Genomic DNA, 24,499 nt, shown 5'->3' with positions numbered 1-24,499 from the left:
GTAAAAATTGGTCAGAATGACCGTTTGCACACTATGGAAGAGGGCGGTATCTGGATTTTTGGAGGTAGACGGGTGAATAAATCAGGGAATTGACCGACTTATAAACAGAATACTTCCAAGGAACAGACCATGAGCAAACAACCCTCCTCAACAGAGCTGGAAGCGGGGGCTAACCCTTACATCTGGCTGACTGGGCTGATCTCAGGGGGGGCATTGTTTGTGATGACCCTGGTGCTGCCTGCACCTGAGAATATGCCTGTTGCTGCCTGGCAGTGTGCTGGTCTGGCACTGATGATGGCGGTCTTCTGGTCCATGGAAATACTCCCTATTTCAGTGACCGCACTGTTACCTCTTCTGCTGGCTCCGTTAGTTGGCCTGTTATCTCTGGATAAGGTTGCTTCGGCTTATGCACACCCTGTCATCTATCTGTTTATGGGAGGCTTCATGCTGGGTCTGGCTATGGAGCGCTGGAACCTGCATCGGCGGATTGCGCTTTTGACCATGCTGGCTTCTGGCACCGGTGAACGCCGGCAGGTCATAGGGTTCATGCTTACCACCGCCTTTATCAGTATGTGGGTGTCCAATACTGCAACGGCCATAATGATGTTACCCATTGGTATGTCAGTGATCGCAATGATGAAAGAAGAACGGGGTTCTCACGGACACTTTCCTGCGGCTCTGCTTCTGGCTATTGCCTATGGCGCCTCCATCGGCGGCTTTGGCACTTTGATCGGAACACCACCCAATGCCCTGTTGGCAGCTTTTCTCAGCGAACAATACGGCATTGAAATTGGCTTTGCTCAATGGATGCTGGTAGGTATGCCTGCGACGCTGTTAATGCTGCTGGTCACGGGCTGGTGGCTCAGTTCCGGGGGCTATGAGCTTCGTCCGGGAGAAAATGAATCTGTACGCCTGTCTTTAAAAGAGCAATTAGCTGAAATGGGTTCCTTAAGCAGGGCTGAAAAATGGGTGGCAGTAATTTTTACTACGACCGCATTATGCTGGGTTTTCCGACCCTGGCTGTCCGGCTTTTTACCAGACATAAAGCTCACTGACACTGCCATAGCCCTTACTGGTGGGCTGCTGATGTTTATCATTCCCGTCCGCTGGGGTGAAAAGCTCGACTTTCTTCTTAACTGGAAAGATATTCGCAGGTTGCCTTGGGATGTTTTGCTGCTGTTTGGAGGCGGTCTGAGTCTGGCGGCAATTATCCGTAAAACAGGGCTGGCAGAATGGATTGCCAGCAACTTCCAGGTATTGGATGGACTGCCTACCATTGCCGCCATAGCCCTGGTGGTTTCTGTGATTATCTTCCTGACTGAAATTACCAGTAATACAGCGACTACGGCTGCCTTCCTGCCGCCTCTGGGTGCGCTGGCTGTCTCCCTTGGCCTGGACCCGGAAGTTCTGGCTATTCCGGCAGCCATAGCCGCCAGTTGTGCCTTCATGTTGCCCGTTGCCACTCCCCCCAATGCAATCGTGTTTGGTTCGGGGCTGTTATCGATTCGTCAGATGATTCGAAGTGGCCTGATTCTGAATCTGGCGGGTATCGTGATTATTACTGTTTTGTGCGCTCTGCTGGTGGACAGGGTCTTCTAGCCAGAAAATCTGAAGTTTTAGACTTCAGACGCAAAAAGGTAAGCGGTAAATGCTGCCCAGCTCAGAGCCAGTAAAAGCCAGGGCAGCCAATGCTGTCTATAGCGGGTCAATTCCTTAGTGATGGTTTCAGTTTCTGCGGCAGGGTTCTCTACCTGCCTTTTAACTTTTTTCAGGTGTTTGTCGAGTTCTCTGGCTTTGGCTTTTTGCTGCTTTTTATAGTGCTCAATGCCTTTCTGGATGCCCTGGGCGATCAGCCTGGTCTGCTCTTTGCTCTGGCCGGGTCGCTGGGTGGCCCTGGCTACAGACATAGCCTCTTCACGGGTTTTGGATGAATCGGTTTTCTTCCGGGGGCTGGCCATATCGTATAACAATCTCGGGGAAGGGAGAGACGGATAATAGAGCAAGACCCCGACGAAATCAGCTCAGATTTCTATCTTTTGTGTGATGCGCGTTGGATCACATAGAGTTTCATATCAAAGCGGCACTGCAGAGCACCCAGGCTGGCCAGCTTTTCTTTCTGGGAAGGTTTGACATGCCAGTAATGCGGGGTCATTGCCAGTAAGTCCATGATATCTTCTGCTGAGTTCAGCTGCATAATGCCCTGAACCGCTTTTGTTTCTGTCAGGTTAAAACTTTCAGGAAGTTGATCAAGCAGTTTATCCACAGGGTAAGGTCTGACCGTTTCGTAGATAACCTGACGAAGTTCCAGCAAGTGCTTCTCTCCGGGAGACAGTAGCAGAACATGCCCGTCAGGCTTTAACAGTCGCACAAATTCGTTCCAGTCGCATCGTGAAAATACACTTACAATGACGTCAACTTCCTGGTCTTTAACGGGAATGTCATTAACACTGGCAACCAGCCACTGGACAGTTTTGCTTCTTTTGCAGCAGGCCATTATGGCAGGCCTGGAGATGTCAATGCCGACTACTGCGGCTCCCGGAAACGCCTGTTGCAGCCTTTCTGTGTAATAGCCTTCACCGCAACCGGCATCAAGAATAGACCGATTACTTTCTGAAAATTTCTCAAGGCTGTCCAGAGTTTTGGCAAGTGAATCAGCCACCGGCTGATAGTAGCCTTTGTCCAGAAAACGGGTTCGGGCCTGAACCATTGTTTTGTCATCGCCGGGGTTTTTGCTGCGTTTTTTATGCCCCGGAAGAAGATTGAAATACCCTTGTCTGGCTCGATCAAACTGGTGATTCCGGATGCAGCCCAGACCCGCACCGGAGGTATGGAATGACTGTGTCAGAGATTCGTGGCAGACGGGGCAGCGCAGAGTCAGGGTCATGATTACCAGTAAAGGTTTTTTTGATAATGCAAATGCAGCGCATCCGGACCTTTAAGCCACTTCCACGATTTGCTGGGAACTGGATTTAGCTCAGAGCTGCTCGAGCCGGGAAGTTTACTGTAATTACTGCTTTTTGCCATGAAAAAAATGTCCGCAGCGCCGAACATTAAATCAGCTATGACTTCTAATGGCCTAATTCAGGGCGCTTATTTCAACAGCGGATGATTTTCTGGCAGTTGGCGAGATATCCACAGCGCCAGTTTGCGCTTCATGCTTTGTTCTGACTCTTCCCCTTTCACCAGAGGTTGTATCAACTTGTCATGAACCAGCAGGCGGTATAGATATTCAATTTTTTGCTTGGCGGAATCTGTCGGTTCAAACTGAGCTACTTTGCGTTTTTGGGCATAAATGGCTCCGACTCTCAGAGCTTCTTTGACCAGTTCGCTTTCATTTTTGAGTTTTTTCATTGGCTTCCAGGTTTTGTTCTCTAAGCAGCCTGTCGGACTTAAGCGTCCGTAGCGAGGATTGCAAGAAATTGAGGATAAAAATCTCTGTTTCTGAGGAGAATAGCGAGCTATTTGACGAAGAAACAGGGATTTTTAGACCAATTTATTGCAACCGCAGTAGGACAGTCTTAAGTCCGACAGGCTGCTAAGGTTCACGGTAAAGGGTACATCATAATAGCTCAAGCGATCTCATGCTCCCGAGTAGTTTGCACTGAGGATCTGCCTGAGGTCAGCAATTCCAGAGTTAATTTGAGTACTATTGGCTAAATCCGGCACCAGACCCTGTTGTTTTTTCTTACCATGGAATAGCCACTCAATGGACTGCAAAGAATGTTTTGGGTTTTTAGAGGGTGTTACCGATAAAAACACCCTGTCAGACCCTTAAATTCCACTTCTTAAAAAGAAAATTCAGACACCAGAGTGGCCCGACCAGCAGAAACTGAATGTCTTCAAAGAAAGAGGGTTTTTTGCCCTCTATCTTGTGGCCGATAAACTGGAAGATCCAGGACACCGCAAAAACAGTAATGCTCAGGGTCAGTAAATACTCACCAAGGCTGGCGGCGATGCAACTCATAACTGCGTATAAGGCAATGATGGCCAGAGATAAAGGCAGAGACAGCATAAAGTAGAAAATCAGGGTCATGGCCATGACCACAATGACCGCAGCAGGGCTGAAAGACCAGACAATGCCAATAATACTGAACATGATTGCCGGAACGCAGATCCAGTGAATCTGTTTGTTGGTGGGGTCCTGGTGACTTTCACCATAGGCTTCGAGCCATTCAGTCAGGGGTCGTATTTGCATAGGGGGCCTCATTCTAATGAAACCTGCTAAAGCAGCGTTTTTGTTATTCTTGTCTTTATTCTGCGTAATGCCTGCTACTGAACCCAGTGGCAGGCATGTCAATGATACCTCGCACCATGGAGTTGTTCACAATGATTTTAAAATGCGTCAGTGTTTTTCAGAGTTAGCCAGTTATCAGGAGCACTGCTTGCCTTACTGACAAGGAGTGTTTCCTGCTGATTCTGATTCATGGCTGCGATCAACGGTTGTGTGGTCTTTTTAAATCGCTTCAATGCATCACCTTGCAAAGGTTCACCGGTTGGCAGTCTCGCGGTCATAGGATCCACTGCCTTGCCATCGATAAACAGTTCGTAATGCAAGTGGGGACCAGTGGACAAACCGGTATTTCCGGTTTTACCAATCAAATCGCCTTTGCGAACCTTTTGCCCTTCTTTCACATGCAGTTTGCTCAGATGAAGGTACCGGGTGACATAGCGACTGCCGTTTCGCATTTCGATAAAGTGACCGGCTGCCGGGTGATTGGTTTTTGCTTTGACGATGACGCCGTCAGCTGGAGCATAAATGGCAGTTCCTACGGGCACAGCCCAATCTGTTCCATTGTGCGGGCGAATCTGGCCGGTGATGGGATGCTTCCTGGCTGGATTAAAACCGGAACTGACCCGGCCCTTTTTACCCAGAGGGTACCGGGAGAAAGAGCTGCCGAGTATTTTTCCTTCCGGTGTATAGTACTTCCCATCGCTGTAGCGAACCGCCGTGTGGATTTCGTCCTTCTGATAGAGTCGGGCAGCCAGAATGACACCGCCAGCTCCCTTCTTGTTTTTCAGGGAATTGTCAGTCAATAGTTTAAAGCGATCACCAGCCTTCAGATCTTTACTGAAATCAATCTTATATCGGAAAATGGCCGCAAACTTATGAATGAATGAGCTTGAAACACCCGCTTTTCGCGCACTCCGGTAAAGGCTCCCCTGAATTTCGCCGGTAAAAGTTTTGAACAGTTCAAAAGCAGCGGGTTCATGCCTGTCAGTGGAATGAGCAAAAGCAATCTTTGAGAAAGACACTGAAAGTATCAGAGCGGCAGGCAAACTGCGTCTGACTTTGATGGTGAATGATTTGCTGGTCGAGCGATGAGGCCTGTCAAACAGTCTGGTGCAGGCTTTATAAAATGAATTGGCAGGCATTCATCAGGACCCCCTGTGGAAAACTGCAGGCAGTATCACAGCCCTCGAAAAAGTGGACTATGGAGGCTTCTCCTTAATAGGTCTGTGATCAGGATAAGCGATAACACTGGCTATCGGGATTTTTACCAGGCCGACATCGGACAGGAAAATAAAAAGGGAACAAACGAAGTGATCGAATGTGGACTTTCGTACAATCGGTTGTTCTTTCCGAGGTTTCTACTTAGAACAAAATCCATCTATCAGTATTTTTATATATCAGTAAGCAATAATTCTGCTTTTCTAACATTTGCACGTCTGTATCATGTGGCCGCTTTAATGGGTGAACGCACTCATCAATAGGCGTTTTCGCCCGTTACCCTGTTGTTCTGGCTCCCGCTATGGGCATGAATCCCTTGTTTACTTTTTTCCTGTAAAAACTCAACTCCGCCAGCCCTCAGAAAGGAGGCTGGCTCTCAAATCTCATGGTTTCTGCCGTGGCAGGGTGTTTGAATGTCAGAAGGCTGGCGTGCAGGCGCAAACGGTCAGACGCTGCTCTGGCTTTATCATGAGCGTAAAACTCACAGCCCAGAATAGGGTGTCCCAGCTCAGCCAGGTGAACCCTGAGTTGGTGAGACCGGCCTGTCACGGGCTCCAGCCAGACCCTGCCGTGAGTGCCATCACCCGCTATGTAGTAATACCGGGTCAGGGCCTTTTTTCCCTGCTCATGATCCACCTTTTGTCTGGGTCGGTTAGGCCAGTCGCAAATCAATGGCAGGGATATCTCTCCGGAGTCTTGTTCCGGCGTTCCCCAGACTTCTGCAATGTACCCTTTCTCCACTTCCCGATCCTGGAACTGTCGGCTCAGTTCTCTGTGGCTGGCTGCATTCAGGCCGAACACCATGAGCCCGGATGTGGACATATCCAGCCTGTGGACCACCCGGGTTTCCGGCTCAATGGCAAGCAGGCGCGCATGAGCGCTGTCGTTATCGTTGGGTGGACGACCGGGAACGCTTAACAATCCCGCAGGTTTAACAACAACCACCAGTTCGGAGTCACGGTACAGCTCAGTCAAAGGTTCCTGACAGTGAGGCGCAATAAAGGTCATGCAAAAAGGTCAATAATGAATGTGCGGGCATTATGCAGGGATTGAGGGGGGGATGAAAAGTAAGACTTCTAATCACTGCTGCTGTCACCACCGGTAAAGCCTACGCTCGTAGTATCCAGCTTAAGGACTCTGCCCGACAAAGTGAAAGCTGACATTGAGTTTTCATAGCTCATCTTTTCTTAGTATTATATCTCTTTCACTTGAGCAAATGCTTGAATCTGTCGAGGGCCAAATTTTTTTGTTTTCTTTTAAATTGGAGTCTCTAAAAAATAATCTCTGATTGTGAAGGTAGTAATCAAAATCTTCCCAGCAAATGACTAATTTCCCAGTAGCAATTTTTTTTAACCGTATGTAAGCGGTCATTCTTCCAGGCATTTTTCTTAATTCTTCCAGATTGGTTTCTTTTGTTAAAAAAACACCATTCAAGTCGGGATTTTCAGGGGGAGAAGCTGAAATCCATAAGGCGCTATGACTTAAGATTCCCTCATCTGTTGTTACATTCATAGTGTAGGTCCCATAACTACCATCTCTCATTACATGGCCGATCTCGGTACGTTCATCTTCTTCAGTTCTGTAGAGTATGAACAGTTTTTCAGAAGCGAAGGTGTTTAGTCCATGAAATTCCAGATTGATATGGTCAAGGCTGGCACTCTCACCATTCCATGAGCCCAATAACTCAAAATAATTAATGGTTGGTCTGGCGTAAGAAACCGATGTCAAAAAGATCAATATAGAAAGAAGCTTGATTCTTATCATAAATAAACCTCATTACTTCGAATGCAATTCATTGTAAAAAAGAATTTGCATAATTCCAGAAAACATAACAAAAAAAATCCAGCGGACTGCCAATGGTTATGCACAGGATCAATAATGAATGTGCGAGCATTATGCAGCCCCCCGCTACAACATAGTTGTCGTTTCATGTCACGATACGGCAGTACCGACAATGAACTCAATCACTGGCGACTTTCTTAACGAAGCGAGCGACAAAACGTTCTATAAATTCCGGCACTTTTCTGAAAATAAGGGCACAGATCAGCAGGTTGAGTACACCAAGTGTCAGGAAAAACTGTTCAATGGACAGCTCCAGGAACCCCAGGAATACCATGCCAGACAAGGCACTGACCACCATATAGAGTGCATTCTGAACATTCAGGGCAGCAATCGTCTGTGCACGACGGTTCGCAGGTGTTCTCTGCTGAACCATGGCATACAGAGGAACGATAAACAGGCCGCTGAAAAAACCAATCATGCCCAGATCCAGCAAAACTCTCAGATTCTCACTGTTTTCCATAAAGGCATCAATGGTCAGTAAGTTTGTCGTTGTGGCAGGAGTGACAGCGAAATACAAATCAATTCCGAACAGGCTCAGACCCAGGGCACCAATGGGTACAATACCCGGCTCAATATGACCTTTGGAAAGTCGTCCACAGAACAGCGAACCGGCAGCGACGCCAATGATGAATATCGCCAGCATGACACTGACGACTTGTGGACTGCCTTTCAGGGTCTCGCTGGCCAGGTTGGGAAGCTGTGTCAAATAAGCAGCCCCCAGAGCCCAGAACCAGGAAATGGCAATAATGGATTTGTGAACGCTGTCGTTTGATCGGGTTTTCCGGATTATAGTCAGGGTCTGCTGAAAGAGGTTCAAGTTGATTTTCAGGTCGGGATCAGCCGCTGCAGCCCCCGGTATAAATAGAGACGCCAAATAACCCAGAACGGCAAACAGAACGACAGAAATGGCTACCCAGACAGTAGCATCAGCCTGTTCAATCAAAATACCTGCACCCAGCGTACCCGCCAGTATGGCAACAAAAGTACCCATTTCTACCAGAGCATTGCCGCCAATCAGTTCATTTTCATTCAGGTGCTGGGGAATAATGGCGTATTTAACCGGCCCGAAAAAAGCGCTTTGAACCCCCATCAGGAACAGCAGAACCAACAGGATCAGGTAGTTCTGGGTAATGATAAAGCCGGAAGCGACCGCCATGGTGACAATTTCCAGCAGTTTGACCCGGCGGATAATCATCGACTTTTCATATTTGTCACAGATCTGCCCGGCAGCACTGGAAAAAAGAAAGAAAGGAAGAATAAACAGGCCAGCAGCCAGGTTGATGTATAGATCTGAGTTAAGTGGCAGGTTTTCTGCTGCAGCGAATGCCGCCATCAGTAACAGGCAGTTTTTATAGAGGTTGTCGTTAAAAGCACCCAGAAACTGGGTCAGGAAAAAAGGTAGAAAGCGTCTTTTACCCAGCAGTGCCAGCTGACTCTGTTGCCTCATGTTAAAGCCTCGTTATGTTTTATGACAGGCTCAATGAGTCACAAATTGAGCTCAAATTCACGCTTTTCAAAAACTCATCGGCAATTGTCGTCATCTTATCAGATCTGAGTACCAGAGCGTTATTGGCGTTGAGAACCTGCCTTAAGTAGGAGTCCTCAATAGAAGAGTTTGCGGAAGAGCCTTGAACCCTGGACATCATGGCACAGAGCTCTTCTGGTGAAGATGGGGCATGAGAGCCACAGTGGTAATCATTCTTGGGCATGATGGCAGCATCGTCCCAACAATACGTCAGGCAGCCGCCTTTCGAGTGTGTCAATTCATACAGGTAATGGCTGAAGGCCTGCTGAATCGCTTGCCTGCATTTGTCTTTTAAGATGTCAGGAAGATTTTTCTCTTCATCCGACAGCTCTAATGACTTCAGGCTAGCTTGGTAACTTCTGCGAATGGATTCGTGCGTTCTTTTGATAGCAAGCATTCTTCTCCTATATTCTTCTTTTTGAGCTTGATTTTGTTGTTGATCCATGGATGTTTCAAGCTCTTCAATCCTATTTCGCTCAGAGTTGGTGTAATCTTCAAGCGCTGCCGCAGTTTCCTTATATTGATTGATTCTTTCCAATTTTGCCTTCAAGTCCGGATTGTTCTTAACTTTTTGTTGGAACAGAGCCTTGACCTTTTCTTTAATCACTGTGTCGCACCAGAAAGATCCCCCTATGATAATCACCGGACGGTGATTCTTCTTGCCTGAGACTGATTGTGGAAACGCGGGACGGTGTGCCAGCATTCGTTCTATATTGGGAATGCCCTCAGGTTGGTCTGTCCAGGCGTTCTGTATAGATGAGCTGATAATGCTATCTTCCAGGTATCGTGAAAACCCGTCATGACAATGAGTGATGAAAAAGCCATAACCTTCCCTCTCCCGGAAGTGCTCATAAGCCAACCGCCATACCTGACTATTTTTTTCTCTGGACCATAATTTCCTATACCACTTTTTCAGGCAATGGGTAGCTTCGACCTTCAGTTCATCGAACTTTGCCAGCTCCCTCAATAGATCATAATAATAACTGGCCTGTTCAGTATGGCCCCCATTGGTCGGCACTGGGTCCAGCCAACCTGATTTCAGGGCTTCATGGGCAAAGTGAATAACCGCAGGGTCGGTCAAGATCCTGCGTTTCAGAATCTCCACTATTGATTTAAACCATTCGTAAGGGTCTGCACCGCCCTGAACAATCATTTTTGAGTACAATAACTTGAGTTGTTCAGTGACCTGATCTTCATCATTATTGAGCAATATTTCTCTGACTGTCGCCGTCATCGGGGACTCAATCCGGGCTAAAAAATAGAACTCTTCGATCAATTTCTTCTCTGCATCGCCCAATGCTTCTTGCTCCAGTAACATTGAGACACCCATGGAAAAACTGGTTAGATCTTTTTGTTTCCAAAGTTTCAAGACCATTTCGGCGGTGCCTGGATTGGTTTCCGGCAATTCACAGTCTGCCTCATCGGCGTTGTCCAGTTCTTCGAGGCTCTCAGCATAGGCACTTTGATGTTTTGCTATAACAGCATCTTTCAAAAGACCTATAAAATTCGCTAACGCAGCGCTGACAGCACTTTTCATTCTGGTGGGCGTGCCAGAAGCATTTGCCATTCTGGTGGAAGTGCCGGAAGCATTTGCCATTCTGGTGGAAGTGCCGGAAGCATTTGCCATTCTGGTGGAAGTGCCGGAAGCATTTGCCATTCTGGTGGAAGTGCCGGAAGCATTTGCCATTCTGGTGGAAGTGCCGGAATCATTTGCCATTCTGGTGGAAGTGCCGGAAGCATTTGCCATTCTGGTGGGCGTGCCGGAAGCATTTGCCATTCTGGTGGAAGTGCCGGAAGCATTTGCCATTCTGGTGGGCGTGCCGGAAGCATTTTCCTTTCTGGTGCCTGTACCGGAAGCATTACCCTTTCTGGCGGGCGTGCTGGGAGCATTTGCCTTCCTGACAGGCTGGAATTCAGGTTTGATTTCCTTTTCCTCTACAGGTTGCCCGCCAAAAGACTCAGACTCCCAGGTTCGACCTCCATCCACTGAATACTCACCAAAGCCGTGGTTGAGGCTATTTGTTTGCCGACATGGAATCCCGAAATAACGGCAAAAAGCAATAAAAACAGGCACTCGATGACGACAGGAGCCTTGCCGCTGCGTGACGAGGAATCGAAAGAGATTTTTTTTGCGTTTCGGTTTAGCTTTACCGGAAAACTGTCGGCAATAGTCCGAGATCGCCTTAACTCGTTGTGTTGTGGTTTCTGCGTTTTTTATTGCCCGCAAAATCTGCTGTATTTCCGGCGGGTGATCGGCAATGGTCTTGAACAGTTCGTTCAGTACGGTTTTCATACCTTCTGAGCAGTGGGCATCAAAACGTGCTGATGGATCTGATCCTTCGGATTGGGCTTCATTAGCCAATGTTTTTTTGCCCGGTTTTCTGGATTCCACGACATAGTCGAACTGAATACTCTGATTGGCTCCGGCGCCGGGAATAAACACTGTGTGAAGCCCGGTATACCGATCCCTGATCAGTTTATATGGCAAATTGGGTTCCATACGCAGTGCCACAATATAGTCGTCAGGTGTCAGGCTGGGCAATACATATTGGCCTCTTTGTGGTGGTGTTTTATAGCTTGCCAGTGTTTGATCACTGGTTAATGTCACTGTCTGGTCATGCCCGGGTAACGGGGCTGGTGTGAGGATTTCGACTCCCTTAATGTGTTGATCATTAATATCGATACATTCGATATCACCCTTAGCAGTCACACGAATATTTATCACCTCGTAGCGATACATACTGGGAGGAGGGTTCTCAGTATTGAAGATTTTATGCTCTTCCACTGTTGGCTTCTTTAGTCTCTCAAAGTCCGTTTCCCGACCCAATGCCCGATTCACCGTCGTTTTGTTACCATCATTCGCAGCCAGGCCGCAAAAGTCCGTTTCTTCAGCCAATGCCTTAACCTGCGTCTCTTCGTTAATAGAATCGTTCAACATTTGGTTCGGCAGGTCACTCATCTGATGCCAGAATGCAGGCCAAAATTGAATGTCACGGGCATTCCATGTCTCTATCAGCTTATCAGCCTCCCGAAGATAAGGCTGGCAGGCCGGTGTTTTCAGGGTTTGTTCCTCTTCTTTCGTCATGGAGAATACATCATCGGCCTTCACGCCGGTGCGGCCAAACTCATCATTAAACCAGCGTTGCTGCCAGTGTCGGTAAAGTGCCCGGGTGAGAATATCGCCGGACTGATACGGCTTCAGGGAGAGACCAGATGCCTGCCATTTAGCCTGAGCCACCCTCCTGATGATTTCCGCTTTGACTTCCTCTTCATTCGGACGCGCCTTAATACGAATTTCGTGGTTTTTTTCATCAATACTGTCGAGGTTACTTTTTCGTATCAACCACGGCCGATCAATGTTGGGTACGCTTTGGATGAACCATTCGCAAAGTCCGGAATCAAACTTACTTTTACCCATGGCGAGAGCGGGTGGTTCTGGCAGTGTCTCCAGCGACAGTTCGGCTGCCATCAGATAAAGCCGGTAGTGCTTATCGAGGCATTGAAGCAGTGCTTTTTCGGTAAAATCGCCCCCTTTGTCAACCGCTCTGGCGACATTCTGTAAATCAAGGCTGGTCGGCTGCAACGGCAGGTTTCCCTGTTGCAGGCAGGCCCTTAATCGACAGTGTTGCTCAGTCAGCTTTTTAGCTGCGGTTTTCCCTTCTGGAGTCAGTGGCAACACTTTCTCGGCAATGGTCTGCAATTCGGTCTGATTGTACTGTCGGATCGGCAAATGTCGAAAACGCCCTTTCAGAGCCGGTGATAAGGGTTTTCGTCCGCTGTACTCGGGTGGGTTGATGGTGGCAAACAAATGGAAACCCGGATGGGCATCACCGGCCAGAATATCATTTAACTCACCTTCCAGGTGCTGGCTGTCGATCAGATTCATTTCCGAAATAACTACGATGCCGCCCTTTACTTTTGCTTTCTGGATCACTTCACACAGTTGCTCCCAGGAACAATCACAGGCATTCAGGGGAAAGACCTCTGGCATGGTTTTTCCCCGTTCTTCAGCTTGCTGTTTAACACTTTTGATCAGCAGGTTCAGCGTGGCATCCTTACCCCGTCCAGCCGGGCCTTCAATCAGCGTTGCCTGACGGCCGCCGTGTTTTCTGTCGTGATGATAAGCCTGCTGACAGCGGCTTAAATCCTGTCCCAGATGTTGCACCAGATCAATGACTGCCGATCCGGAGGTATCAAACTCAGGTCGGAATTCTTTGGTGAATGCTTCGAAGTCCCGCTGTATATCCGGCAAGGTGTGGTTATGAACTCTGTCGCGCAGGGTGTGGTCCGGTTGGTAGCGGGCAGCAAACCAGATTTCCAGTGCCGAAAGGGCATCCTGTTGAGTCTCGCTGATTTCGGGACCCAGTAGATCCCGGAAACTTTGCTGGATCAAACTGTTCACTTGCTCACAGCTGGCACTGTCGCCTTCGGACAACGCTCGATCCAGATACCAACCCACCCAGCTGCAGATATCGGTTAAATCCCTGGGGGTAAACTCATGGTCGGGCAACAGCTCCTGATAATATTGCCACAGTGCCATCACACTTTTGCTGGCCCTGTGTGCAATGTCGTTTATTTTGTGGCGCTGTAAATGATTGAGCAAAGCCGGTTCTACTACTCTGTCCCGAAGGAAAGCCTGATCCAGACGTGGGTAGTAAGCCTTGGGCAGTTTCTCTTTCAGGGTCGGGTCCATTTGGCGCCCGGAGTAATGATCGGGGTTGCCGGTGAGAATTACACGGTGTTTTTCGCTGACTTTGACAGGATGACCATTCACGTAGATGCAGGGTTCCGGTTCCCATAAGCCGTTCAGTGACGCCAGCAATCCGGCTTCGGCCAAGTTAGCCTCATCCAGCACCAGGGTAATGTATTCTCCGTCTTTGTCGGATTTGGTATTGGCCCATTCCATCAATGCCCGGTTTTGTTCCGCCATAGAGCGGTCGCCATCGCCGTGTTGTTGCCACTGCCAGCGTTTCATCAGGGTCTGTTCGCTGTCGGAAGGTCCAAGGGAAATGACTGAAGCTTGTCCCGAAGCCTTGGCCATCTTCGCTGAAAAATAACTTTTCCCGGTGCCGGTTTCTCCCTGCAGGAAGATAACGGGAGAGTCTGTCATCCGGTCATGGAGCCGGGATAAACGACGGCTTTCACGATCTTCCTGACTCATCTCGCCATAATAAAGATCCCTGGCCAGTGCAGACAGGGGCTCATCAGCGGAACCCTGCCATTTCAGTAATTCAGAGAGTCGATGTTTTATACGTTCAATGCCTTCTGCCTCCGCATTCGCTGTTTTGGATATGTGAAAACAATCGGTGGCCAGCGCGTGAATGGTATTGGATCGGGTCTGCCCCGATGGCAGAAGTAACTGCCAGCCAGAAGCCAGTGCATCTTGCAAACGTTTAATCTGTCTGGTTGGCTTGATGGCCAGGGATTGCCAGGGCTTTGTTGCCGCCGGATCGACTGCCAGCTGATAGGCTATAGCATCCCGTTGTTTTTCAGGCGCGTGGGCCAGGATCATGGCACAGAGCCTGTCCATAACGTCTTTTTCACCTTGCTCTGGAAATGGACTTTTATAGGACAGTTGTAATTGGATACCTTTAAAGACTGCCGGGTCAAAGGCTCGGGCCAGTGGCCACAGGTTCTGTTCCACAAACACTCTATTCAATGGCAGGGCACTGTTGATGATGGCGTTTAACCGATCCGGGTCTACCGAGTCGGCTTGCCCCTGGTCCGGCGTCTTATCCGGTAACAGGTGCCAACAGGCTACTTTCATAAAATCCCGCACTGAAGGATGCTGTCGGGTGCCATGGGTGATGACGCTATTGATGGCCTTGCGCCAGTGGCAGGACAGGAGCTGTTTGGAGTGGTCAACCTGCTGTGCCCGGCGGGCAGCCAGTATCAGGTTATTCAACAACTCTTCGGTTATTTCAGGCAGAGGGTTACAAAGGTGGGCAGGTACGCTTTCAAACGCTTCGTAAAGTTTAGCAATTGCCTGTTCTGGCAGCTCAGTCTGCGGGATTTGATGCTTGCGAGCATTAATATGCCAGAGATCGACCTCAGGACAGGGTTTACCCATGGCGACCATCAAATTGACTACTGAAGACGGACTCTTCGCAGACTCAGGCCAAAGCAGGGTGACATGTGCTTGTGGGTACGCCTGTAATTGGCCATTCACTAACAGAGGTTGCCCTATAATCAGGGGTTCCAGAAGCTGCGCAAGTGTTGGACTAGTCTCCATTCCCAGGAATACAACCGGCTTGCCAGAGGTTAATGCCTTCTGCAACTGACTCTGACGTTGTCCAAAATACGCCTTTTGTTCGGAAGTAATATGAATGTTATCAAATAGCTGGCTGAAGCTGGTCTGTTCATTGACTTGAATGACCAGAGGCACTTCCTGCTGACTATTTATCCAGTGACTGGTCTGGGCATGATGCTGATACGTCAGGGTACTAAAAGCGCGTTGATCTTTGATTTTTTGCTGCAGCTGACAGCTGCTGGACGAAGAGTGCTTATCGTTTTCTGCCAATCCCAGGGCTTCTGGCTGCCGTTTTGAATCAGCCACCTGAAGCCGGGGCTTCAGGCCTGTTGTTTCGAGAATAGTTTGCAGTGAGCCCAGCAAACGGAACCAATCTGCCTCAGTGAGGGCAGACGTTACGGTGACTGCACCACCTGCCTGAATTTGTTCCAACAGACGGATGTTAGGGACTGCGTAGCCTTCCGGGGCAATGGCAATCGGGCTCAGCCAGTCCCTGATATTACTCTGGTTAATAATGATCGGTTTTTCTGATGTGCACTCGCTATCGTCACCCTCTTTGACAGAAGAGTGGGACAGACTTTGGAACAGTGAATGAAGCTCGTTATCCCCTACCGGCATCTGATAAAACTGAACATCGTCGGGTAACGGACAGATCTTCCCATTGCTCTCAAAGCACTGTTGCGCCAGCATCTGACGAATGCTCTGTTCAAAGGCCAGATCTTTCCAGTCAGCCCCCTTCAGAATCACCCGTTGCCCGGTCTTCAATGACTCAAGCCTGCCGGGGATGTGCCGGATTCGCCCCTGTTTATCCACGCCAGGGCCGCCGAGCAGCAACGGTCGCCAGTGACTGTGCAGGTGGCAGTCAATAAGAACGGTATTGTCGTCATCCGTGGTACTTTCAGCAGAGGGGAGTTCAGCCAATAGCGAAGGAAGCTCGTCGATCTCTATCGATGAGTCATAGTCGGTCTGTGCTTCGAACTGCCAGGTATTGCCCGGTCGATTAATTCGCCGCCAGAAATCAGCACCGGGTGCGTCTTCACGCCGGCCAACCAATGCCAACTGTTCAGGGTCTGCCAACACCAGCAGAGCAACGTGTTCGCCCAGAGGGCGTTTCTTCTGGCTGACATTATCGAACAGACAGGGGTTATCCGGGTCCAGTAGATCGTTAAGTTTAGGCAGTTCCTCACTGGTGAGCTTTCGGATATCGATCACCAGGGTCAATGGCTGTGAACTTTCAAAGAGCTTGCCCGGACTCAGAGTGTGGCGGCCCTCTTCGGAAATGCTCAACCGGCTCACCAGGTTGGCCTGTGAGAGGTCGTCGGGGTGAGAAATAACCGTAACATCCTGATGTTCATCGCAGGTTCTGGCAACCAAAAGCTGTCGAACCTCGTCATCACTGTCGACAAAACGAAAATCGAAGGAATGAGTCGCCTTTTGGAGCGAGGAATCCGTTGCGGAGATGGTTCTCACTTTATCAGGCAAGGTCTCCGAAGAGGGCGATCTATTTAGTCTGGACCTTACTTCAGAGCAGATTTCTACATCCTGCTTTTCCTTTGACGATACATCCAGCTTTGCCATCTTGGCTGCCATGCCATCATCAAGCAGGCCAGGATCAGAAACGCGTTTTTTGGTACTTCCAGCAATCTGGCCATCCATAGTCTATCTCCCTCTCAACTGTCATTTGAAGTTATTGAAATTGTTTAGTGGTTAGACCTTAAGGTGTGATTAAAGTTCCATTTTAACGATCTCGAAAAACTGATCATGACCAAACGGTTATCAGGTATCCAGTGACTCAGAGAGTGAATTCAAATTCACGCTGTTCAAAAACTCTTCGGCAATGGCTGTCAGCTCAGCGGATTTGAGTATCAGAGCGTTATTGGCGTTGAGTGCCTGCCGCAGGTAGGCATCTTTAACAGAATTCTGAAACGTTAAAGAGCTATGAAAACTACACATCATGACTAACAGCTCTGCTGGTGAAGACGGATCATGAGCGCCATAGTAACGTTGATCCTCGCAGTCCCCGAAGAGAGCATCTCCCCAACAATAGGTTAAACAACCACCTTTCGAGTGTGTTACTGAATACAGGTATTGAATGAAAGCCTGCTCAATCATGGGCTTGGATTTAGTTTTTATATCATCTAGAAGCCTTTGGTTCTCCCATGACATCCCATGGGGATTTAGTTTGATTTCTTCCAACAACGGCTTCAGGTAAGGGCTGTTATTAATTATTCGTTGATACAGGGTATCAGCCTTTTCATTAAACACCGTATTGCCCCAGCGAGGTTGCCCCATGATAATCACCGGACGGTGGTTCGCCTTGCCTGAGGTTAGCTTCACAAACGCAGGATGATGCACCAGCATTCGTTCTATATTCGGAATGCCCTCAGGTTCGTCTGTCCAGGCGTTCTGTAGAGATGAGCTGACAATTTTATCTTCCAGAAATGCTGAAAAACCTTCATAACAATGAGTGATGAACAAGAAGGCATTACCATTTTTTTCCTGGTAGCGTTGATAAGCCATCCGCCACTTCTGGCTATTTTTTTTCAACGAAAATAACTGCTTATACAACTTTTTCAGGCAATGGGTGGCGCCGACCTGCAATTCATCTACACCTTCCAGACGCACCAAAAGGTCGTGATGTATATTGGCTCCCATAATCTTGCTATCGTAGTCCGGCACAGGATCCAGCCAACCCCATGCCATGGCTTTACGGGTCAATTGAAGAACCGAAGGCCTGCTCAGGTTACTTTTATGAAGTAGATAGACCATTGAAGCCAACCAATTGTATGGGGTGGTGCCGACCTGAAGAATAATTTTTGAATGGAGTGACTTGAGTTGTTCACTGACCTGATCTTCATCACTGTTGGACAATATTTGATGGATTGCCTCCGATATGGGTTTAAATTTCAAATTGAAATGATCCAACTCTTCTCTCCCCAGTGACTCGATCACTGAGGCAGCCATGGAAAAAGCGGATAAACTTTTTTCCTTAAAAAGGTTATTTAATAATTCGGGAATACCTGGATTGCTTTCTGGCAATGCACTGTCTGTCTCAAGGTTTTTTTTCAGTTCCTCAAGGCTTATTCCAGAGGCTGCAGCCAACGTTTGCTGTTGTGCTAAATCAGCTCCTTTCAGGAGATTCTTAATCTTCTTTGATGCAGTGCTGGCACTACGGACCTTCCTGATGAGCTGGAATTGAGGAGTGATTGCTTTTGGCCGTATTGGCGCTCCGCCTAAATCCACTGATTCCCAGGTTTGGCGTTCATCCACCGAGTACTCGGCAAAGCAGTGGATACGGTTATTAATTTGCCGACATGGAATCCCGAAATAACGACAAAAAGCAATAAAAACAGGCACACGATGACGGCAGCTACCTTGCCGGTGTGTTACGAGGAATGCAAAGAAATTTTTAGCACTCTCTGGTTGAGACGCACCGGAAAACTGTCGGCAATACTCAGTGATTGCCTCAATGCGTTGCCTGGTGTCTCCAGCATTTTCTATTGACCGCAAAGGCTCCTGTATTTCGATTGGTTGTTGTTCAATGCTCTTAAACAGTTTCTCCAGTACAGTAATCATACCTTCTGAACAGTGGGTGTCTAACCATGTTGATTGTTCTGGCCGGGCTTCTTTTCTACCCGGTTCTCTGGGTTCTACGATATAAGCAAATTGAATACTCTGTTCAGCATTAATCCCGGAAACAGACATCCCGGAAACAAACAGTGTGTGTAGCCCGTTATATCGGTCTCTGATCAGGGTATATGGCAAATCGGATTCTATACGAAGGGCCACGATATGGTCGTTGGGCGTCAGGCTGGGCAATGCAAACTGGCCATTCTTTGATGACAGGGTAAAGGTCGCCAGCGTTTGCTTGCTGGTTAATGTCACTTCCTTGTCAGGCCCCGGTAACCGCGCAGGTATGAGGGTTTCGACCCCCAGAATGTGTATACCATCAAGACTGATCTGTTTGATATTACCCTCAGCAGTTACGTAGGTATCCACTGCCCGCCAGCGATACATCGCAGCAGAATGGCAGCGCGAATTAAAAACCTCATAAACGTCAACTTTTGGTTTCTCCAGACATTCATAGTTTGTTATCTGGTCCAGTGTCTTAGCCTCTTTCTCGAGGACTTCTGGATTGTATTTTTCAGAATTGTCCATCCAATGGTTCGGCAGATCACTTATCTGATGCCAGAACGCAGGCCACCATTGAACTTCATCGGCTTTCCATGCCGTTATCTGCTTATCAGCCTCGCGCAGATAAGGCTGGCAAGCCGGCATTTTCAGGGTTTGTTCCTCTTCTTTCGTCAGGGGAAATATAAGATTAGCTTTCACGCCCGTCCGGCCAAACTCACGATCAAACCAGCTTTGCTGCCAGTGTCGGTACAGTGCCCGGGTGAGAATATCGTCCGACTTGTCTGGCTCCAGGGAAAAACCGGATGCCAGCCATTTTGCCTGAGCCACCATCCCGATAATTTCTGTTTTGGCTTCGGCTTCATTCAGATTGGCCTCAATACTTATTTCATGGCGCTCTTCATCAATGCTTTTGTGATCAGAGTTTCGTATCAACCACGGGCGGTTAATTCCCTTTACTGTCTGGTTGAACCAATTGCAAAGTTCAGAAGCAGGCTCTCCTTTACCTGTGGTCAGAGCCGATGGCTCTGGCAGTTTCTCCAGCGACAGGTCTGCTGCCATCAGGTAAAGCCGGTAGTGCTCATTGAGGCATTGATGAACGGCTTTTTCGGTAAAATTGCCTCCTCTGGTGATAGCCCTGGCAACATTCTGTAAATCAAGGCTGGTCGGTTGCAATGGCAGTTTTTTGAGTTGCAGGTAAGCTCTTAAACGACAATGTTTTTCTGTCAGCTTTTTAGCGACGAATATCCCTTCTGAGGACTCTGGCAACACTTTTTCGGCAATGGTCTGTAATTCGGTCGCGTTGTACTGCCGGATGGGCAAATGTCGAAAACGCCCTTTCAGTGCCGGTGATAAGGGTTTTCGCCCGCTGTACTCAGGCGGGTTGATGGTGGCAAACAGGTGGAAACCCGGATGGGCTTCACCGGCCAGAATATCGTTCAATTCACCTTCCAGATGCTGGCTGTCGATCAGATTCATTTCTGAAATCACCACTATGCCGCCTTCCAGCTTTGCCTTCTGGATCACTTCACACACTTTGTCCCAGGAACAATCACAGGCATTCAGGTAAAAGACTTCCGGCATGGATTCTTGCCGTTTTTCAGCCTGCTGTCTGACACTTTCAATCACCAGGTTCAGCGTGGCATCCTTGCCCCGTCCGGCCGGACCTTCAATCAGTGTCGCCTGACGACCGCCGTGTTTTATTTTGAGATGATAAGCCTGCTGACAGCGGTTTAAATCCTGCCCAAGCCGTTGTGCCAGTTCACGGACTGCCGATCCCGAGGTATCAAAGTCTGGTCGGATTTCTCTGGTGACTGCACTGAAGGTTTGCTGAATATCTGACAGGGTCTTGTTATGAACTCTGTCGCTCAGGGTGTTCTCCGGTTCGTAACGGGTAGCAAACCAGGTTTCCAGTGCCGACAGGGCCTCCTGATGAGTTTCGGTGATTTCCGGCCCCAGTACATCCCGAAAACTGTGTTGAATCAAACTGTTTATTTGCTTACAGGTCACACTGCCGCAAGCGGGCAGGGCACGATCCAGATACCAACCCACCCAACTGCAGATATCGGTTAAATCCCTGGGAGTAAACTCATGCTCGGGCAGCAGTTCCTGATAATATTGCCAGAGTGTCATCACAGCTTTGGTGGCACTGTGTGCAATGTCGTTTATTTGCTGCTCCAGCAGATGCCGTTGTAAATGCTTGGCCAGAGCCGGTTCCACCACCCTGTCCCGAAGGAATGCCTGATCCAGGCGGGGGTAGTAAACTCTGGGCAGTTTCTCTTTCAGGGCCGGGTCCATTTGGCGCCCGGTGTAATGACCCCCGTTACCGGTGAGAATCACCCGGTGTTTCGGGCCGACCTTGACAGGATGTCCATTCACATAAACGCAGGGTTTCGGTTCCCATAAGCCATTCAATGAAGCCAGCAATCCGGTCTGGGCCAGGTTGGCTTCATCCAGAACCAGAGTTATGTACTCTCCTCCAATACAGCCTCTGTCTTTGTCGGATTCGGTCTTGGCCCATTCCATCAGCACCCGGTTTTGCTGCACCATAGAGCGGTCGCCATCGGCGTGTTCTTGCCACTGCCAACGTTTCATCAGGGTCTGTTCGCTGTCGGAAGGTCCAAGAGAAATGACTGAAGCTTGTCCTGAAGCTCTTGCCATTTTGGCAGAAAAGTAACTTTTCCCGGTGCCGGTTTCTCCCTGCAGGAATATAACGGGAGAGTCCGCGAGCCGTTCGTGGAGTCGGGATAATCGGCGACTTTCACGATCCTTCTGACTTATCAAACCGTGATAAAGATCCCGGGCCAGTGCTGACAAGGGCGAACTGATAGAACCCTGCCATTGCAGTGATTCAGCCAATCGGTGTTCTATGCGTTCAATGCCTTCTGCCTCAGAATTCGCTGTTCTGGCTCTATGAAAACAATCAGTGGCCAGAGCGTGAATGACCTCGGATCGGGTCTGCCCGGATGGCAAAAGTAACTGCCAGCCAGAAGCCAGTGCATCCTGCAAACGTTTAATCTGTCTTGATGGCCTGATGGCTGATAGTGAGTAAGGCTCTGTTGATTCCAGATCGACTTGCAACTGATAGGCTATGGCATCTCGTCGTTTTTCAGGTGCATGGGCCGTGATCATGGCACAGAGCCTGTTCAGAAATTCTTCTGCACCAAACTCCGGGAATGGACTTTCATAGGACAACTCTAATTCTTCATTAAATAATCCCACGTCAAAAGCTCTGGCCAGTTGCCAGAGGTTCTGTATTACAAAGCCTCTATCCACCCACAAGGCACTGTTGATGATGGCAGTTAAGCGATCCGGATCTACCGAGGCGGCTTGATCCTCATCCGGCTTGTTATGGGCATCCGGCGTCTTATCCGGCAACAAGAGCAAACAAGCCACTTTCATAAAATCCCGCACTGGTGGACACTGCCGGGTGCCGTGGGTGATGACGCTATTGATAGCCTTGCGCCAGTGGCAGGGGCGGAGTTGTGGCGAATGGTCAACCTGTTGTGCCTGCCGGGCAGCCAGTATCAGGTTATTCAACAACCCTTCGGTTATTTCAGGCAAGGGTTTACAAAGGTCGGCAGGTACGGTTTCAAATGCTTTATAAAGTGTGTGAAGCGCTTGTTCTGGCAGCTTGGCCCGGGGGATATCATGCCTGAGGACATTGATATCCCAGACACCAACCTCAGGACACGGGTTGCCCGTTTCAACCATCGAATTAACTATTGAAGATCGACTTCTCGCAGACCTGGGCCAGAGTATTGTGATATGAGCTTGTGGGTACGCCTGCAATTGGCCATTCACTAACAGAGGTTCGCCAACAAACAGAGGCTCCAGAAGCTGCTGAAGCGTTGGATTAGTCTCCAGTCCCAGGAATACAACCGGCTTGCCAGCGGTCAATGCCTTCTGCAACGCACTCTGACTGCGTTCAAAATGTGCCTTTTGTTCCGAGGTGATATGGATATTATCAAAGAGTTGGCTAAAGCCGGTCTGTTCACTGACCCGAATCACCAGAGGTGCTTCCTGCTGATTATTTAGCCAATAACTTGCCTCGACATGTTGCTGATAAGTGACAGTATCAAAAGCTGCGTGATCTCTGACATTTTTCTGTAGCTGACGGTTCTTGAACAGAGATTGCTCATGGCCTTCTGCCAATCCCAGGGATTTTGGCTGCCGTCTTGAATGAGCCACCAGCAGTTGGGGGGGCAGGCCTGTCCTCTCGCGAATAGTCTGCAATGAACCCAGCAAACGAAACCAATGTGCCTCAGTGAGGGGAGACGTTACGGTGACTGTCCCCCCCGCCTGAACCTGCTCCAACAGGCAGGTGTTAGGGACTGCATAGCCTTCCGGGGCAATAGCAATAGGGCTCAGCCATTGCGAGATATTACAGCGGTTAATGATGATCGGGTTTGCGTGTGCCTGCTTTTTATCAAGTTCTTTGTCACTTTCTTTGTCAGAAGAGTGAGACAGACTTTGGAACAGTGAATAAAGCTCGTCATTCCTCACTGGCATCCGGTAAAACTGAACATCATCGGGTAACGGGCAAATCTTCCCATTGCTCTCAAAGGACTGTTGCGCCAGCATCTGCCGAATCGTCTGTTCAAAGGTCAGGTCCTTCCAATTGGCCCCTTTCAGAATCACCCGCTGTCCGGCCCTCAGAGATTCAAGCCTGCCGGCGATGTGCCGGATGCGTCCCTGTTGATCCACACCGGGGCCGCCCAGAAGCAATTGTCGCCAGTGACTGTGCAAGTGGCAGTCAATAAGAACCGTATTCTTGTCATCCATGGCGCTTTCGGAGCAGGGCAGTTCAGTCAATACCGGGGAAACTTTGTCGATCTTCTTCGATGGATCATTGCCGGTCTTTGCGTCGAACTGCCAGGTATTTCCAGGTCGATTGATTCGCCGCCAGAAATCAGCGCCCGGAGCATTGGTCCCCGAGGCGTCATCACGCTGGCCAACCAATGCCAGCTGTCTGTGATCTGCCACGACCAGCAGAGCAACATGTTCTCCCAGAGGGCGCTTTTTCTGGCTGACTTTGTCGTAAAGACAGGGGTTAGCCGGGTCCAGTAGATCGTTAAATTTTGGCAACTCCTCGCTGGTGAGCTTTCGAATATCGATCACCAGAGTGAGTGGCTGGGAACCTTCAAACAGCTTGCCTGAACCCAGAACCTGGCGGCCATCGTCGAAAATGCTCAACCGGCTCAGCAGATTAGCCTGTGAAAGGTCATCGGGATGGGAAATAAGGGTGACATCCCGATGTTCATCGCAGGTTTGGGTAACTAAAAGTCGTCGAACCTCATCATCACTGGCGACAAAACGAAAATCGAAGGCATGGGAAGCCTTTTGCAGCGAGGAATCCGTCAAGGATACGGTTCTCGCTTTCTCTGGCTTCATCATTTGAGTTGACGATATATTGAGTTGCTCGTTGAGACCAGAGCAGATGGCTATTATCTTTGAAGATGAATCAACCAGCTTTTTTGTTTTCTTGGCTGGCACGCTAATTTCGCTAATTTTTAGAGCATTGGCATCAATTTTTCTATCAATAGGATAACCATCCATAGTCAAACTCCCTCCTGTCAAATTAAGGACTGCATCGAAATTGTTATATCATTCGACCTTCAGACAGGATGAGAGTTCAAAAAAAAAAAGACAAAAAAAAACAAAAAAAAAGACACCCATTTAAAAAAAAAAGACACCCATTAAAATGAAAAAGAAAAAGACACCCATTGAAAAAGAAAAAGACACCCATTAAATAATGAAAAAGAAAAAGACACCCATTAAATAATTAAGACATCTAAAAACT

Annotated in this window: 11 protein-coding genes; 1 reads left to right on the top strand and 10 read right to left on the bottom strand. The window is 48.7% G+C overall.

Annotated elements, in window-relative coordinates; translation table 11 throughout:
• The first annotated feature begins 129 nt into the window (after window positions 1–129).
• A complete protein-coding gene (locus tag ACOJUO_RS03810; protein WP_422135436.1) occupies window positions 130–1,599 on the top strand; it encodes an SLC13 family permease in 1,470 nt (489 codons plus the stop codon).
• 17 nt (window positions 1,600–1,616) lie between these two features.
• On the opposite strand, the gene ACOJUO_RS03805 is transcribed toward ACOJUO_RS03810, so the two are convergent.
• The 10 genes from ACOJUO_RS03805 to ACOJUO_RS03760 form a co-directional block, all read right to left on the bottom strand.
• Entirely contained in the window at window positions 1,617–1,958 is a 342-nt protein-coding gene (locus ACOJUO_RS03805; protein WP_422138974.1) for a DUF2956 domain-containing protein, read from the bottom strand.
• Between the two features lie 71 nt (window positions 1,959–2,029).
• On the bottom strand, window positions 2,030–2,884 hold the full coding sequence (locus tag ACOJUO_RS03800; RefSeq protein WP_422138973.1) for a methyltransferase domain-containing protein: 855 nt from the start codon (window positions 2,882–2,884) through the stop codon (window positions 2,030–2,032).
• Between the two features lie 206 nt (window positions 2,885–3,090).
• Entirely contained in the window at window positions 3,091–3,351 is a 261-nt protein-coding gene (locus ACOJUO_RS03795) for a DUF5062 family protein (protein WP_422135433.1), read from the bottom strand.
• A gap of 412 nt (window positions 3,352–3,763) precedes the next feature.
• A complete protein-coding gene (locus ACOJUO_RS03790) occupies window positions 3,764–4,195 on the bottom strand; it encodes a DUF962 domain-containing protein (RefSeq protein WP_422135432.1) in 432 nt (143 codons plus the stop codon).
• A 137-nt stretch (window positions 4,196–4,332) separates the two neighbouring features.
• A complete protein-coding gene (locus tag ACOJUO_RS03785) occupies window positions 4,333–5,373 on the bottom strand; it encodes a peptidoglycan DD-metalloendopeptidase family protein (RefSeq protein WP_422135431.1) in 1,041 nt (346 codons plus the stop codon).
• A gap of 433 nt (window positions 5,374–5,806) precedes the next feature.
• Window positions 5,807–6,457: a pseudouridine synthase gene (locus ACOJUO_RS03780; protein ID WP_422138972.1), complete on the bottom strand. Its 651-nt coding sequence runs from the start codon at window positions 6,455–6,457 to the stop codon at window positions 5,807–5,809.
• 162 nt (window positions 6,458–6,619) lie between these two features.
• Complete coding sequence (locus ACOJUO_RS03775; RefSeq protein ID WP_422135429.1) at window positions 6,620–7,213, bottom strand: hypothetical protein; 594 nt, start codon at window positions 7,211–7,213, stop codon at window positions 6,620–6,622.
• Between the two features lie 196 nt (window positions 7,214–7,409).
• A complete protein-coding gene (locus tag ACOJUO_RS03770) occupies window positions 7,410–8,738 on the bottom strand; it encodes an MFS transporter (RefSeq protein WP_422138971.1) in 1,329 nt (442 codons plus the stop codon).
• Between the two features lie 19 nt (window positions 8,739–8,757).
• On the bottom strand, window positions 8,758–16,722 hold the full coding sequence (locus ACOJUO_RS03765) for an AAA family ATPase (protein ID WP_422138970.1): 7,965 nt from the start codon (window positions 16,720–16,722) through the stop codon (window positions 8,758–8,760).
• A gap of 120 nt (window positions 16,723–16,842) precedes the next feature.
• Window positions 16,843–24,255 (bottom strand): AAA family ATPase, encoded by a 7,413-nt coding sequence (locus ACOJUO_RS03760; RefSeq protein ID WP_422138969.1) that lies wholly within the window; start codon window positions 24,253–24,255, stop codon window positions 16,843–16,845.
• Window positions 24,256–24,499 lie beyond the last annotated feature (244 nt).

Source organism: Endozoicomonas sp. ALC020 (assembly GCF_049275935.1).
Lineage (GTDB): Bacteria > Pseudomonadota > Gammaproteobacteria > Pseudomonadales > Endozoicomonadaceae > Endozoicomonas_A.
This window is presented reverse-complemented; position numbering and strand designations above follow the sequence as displayed.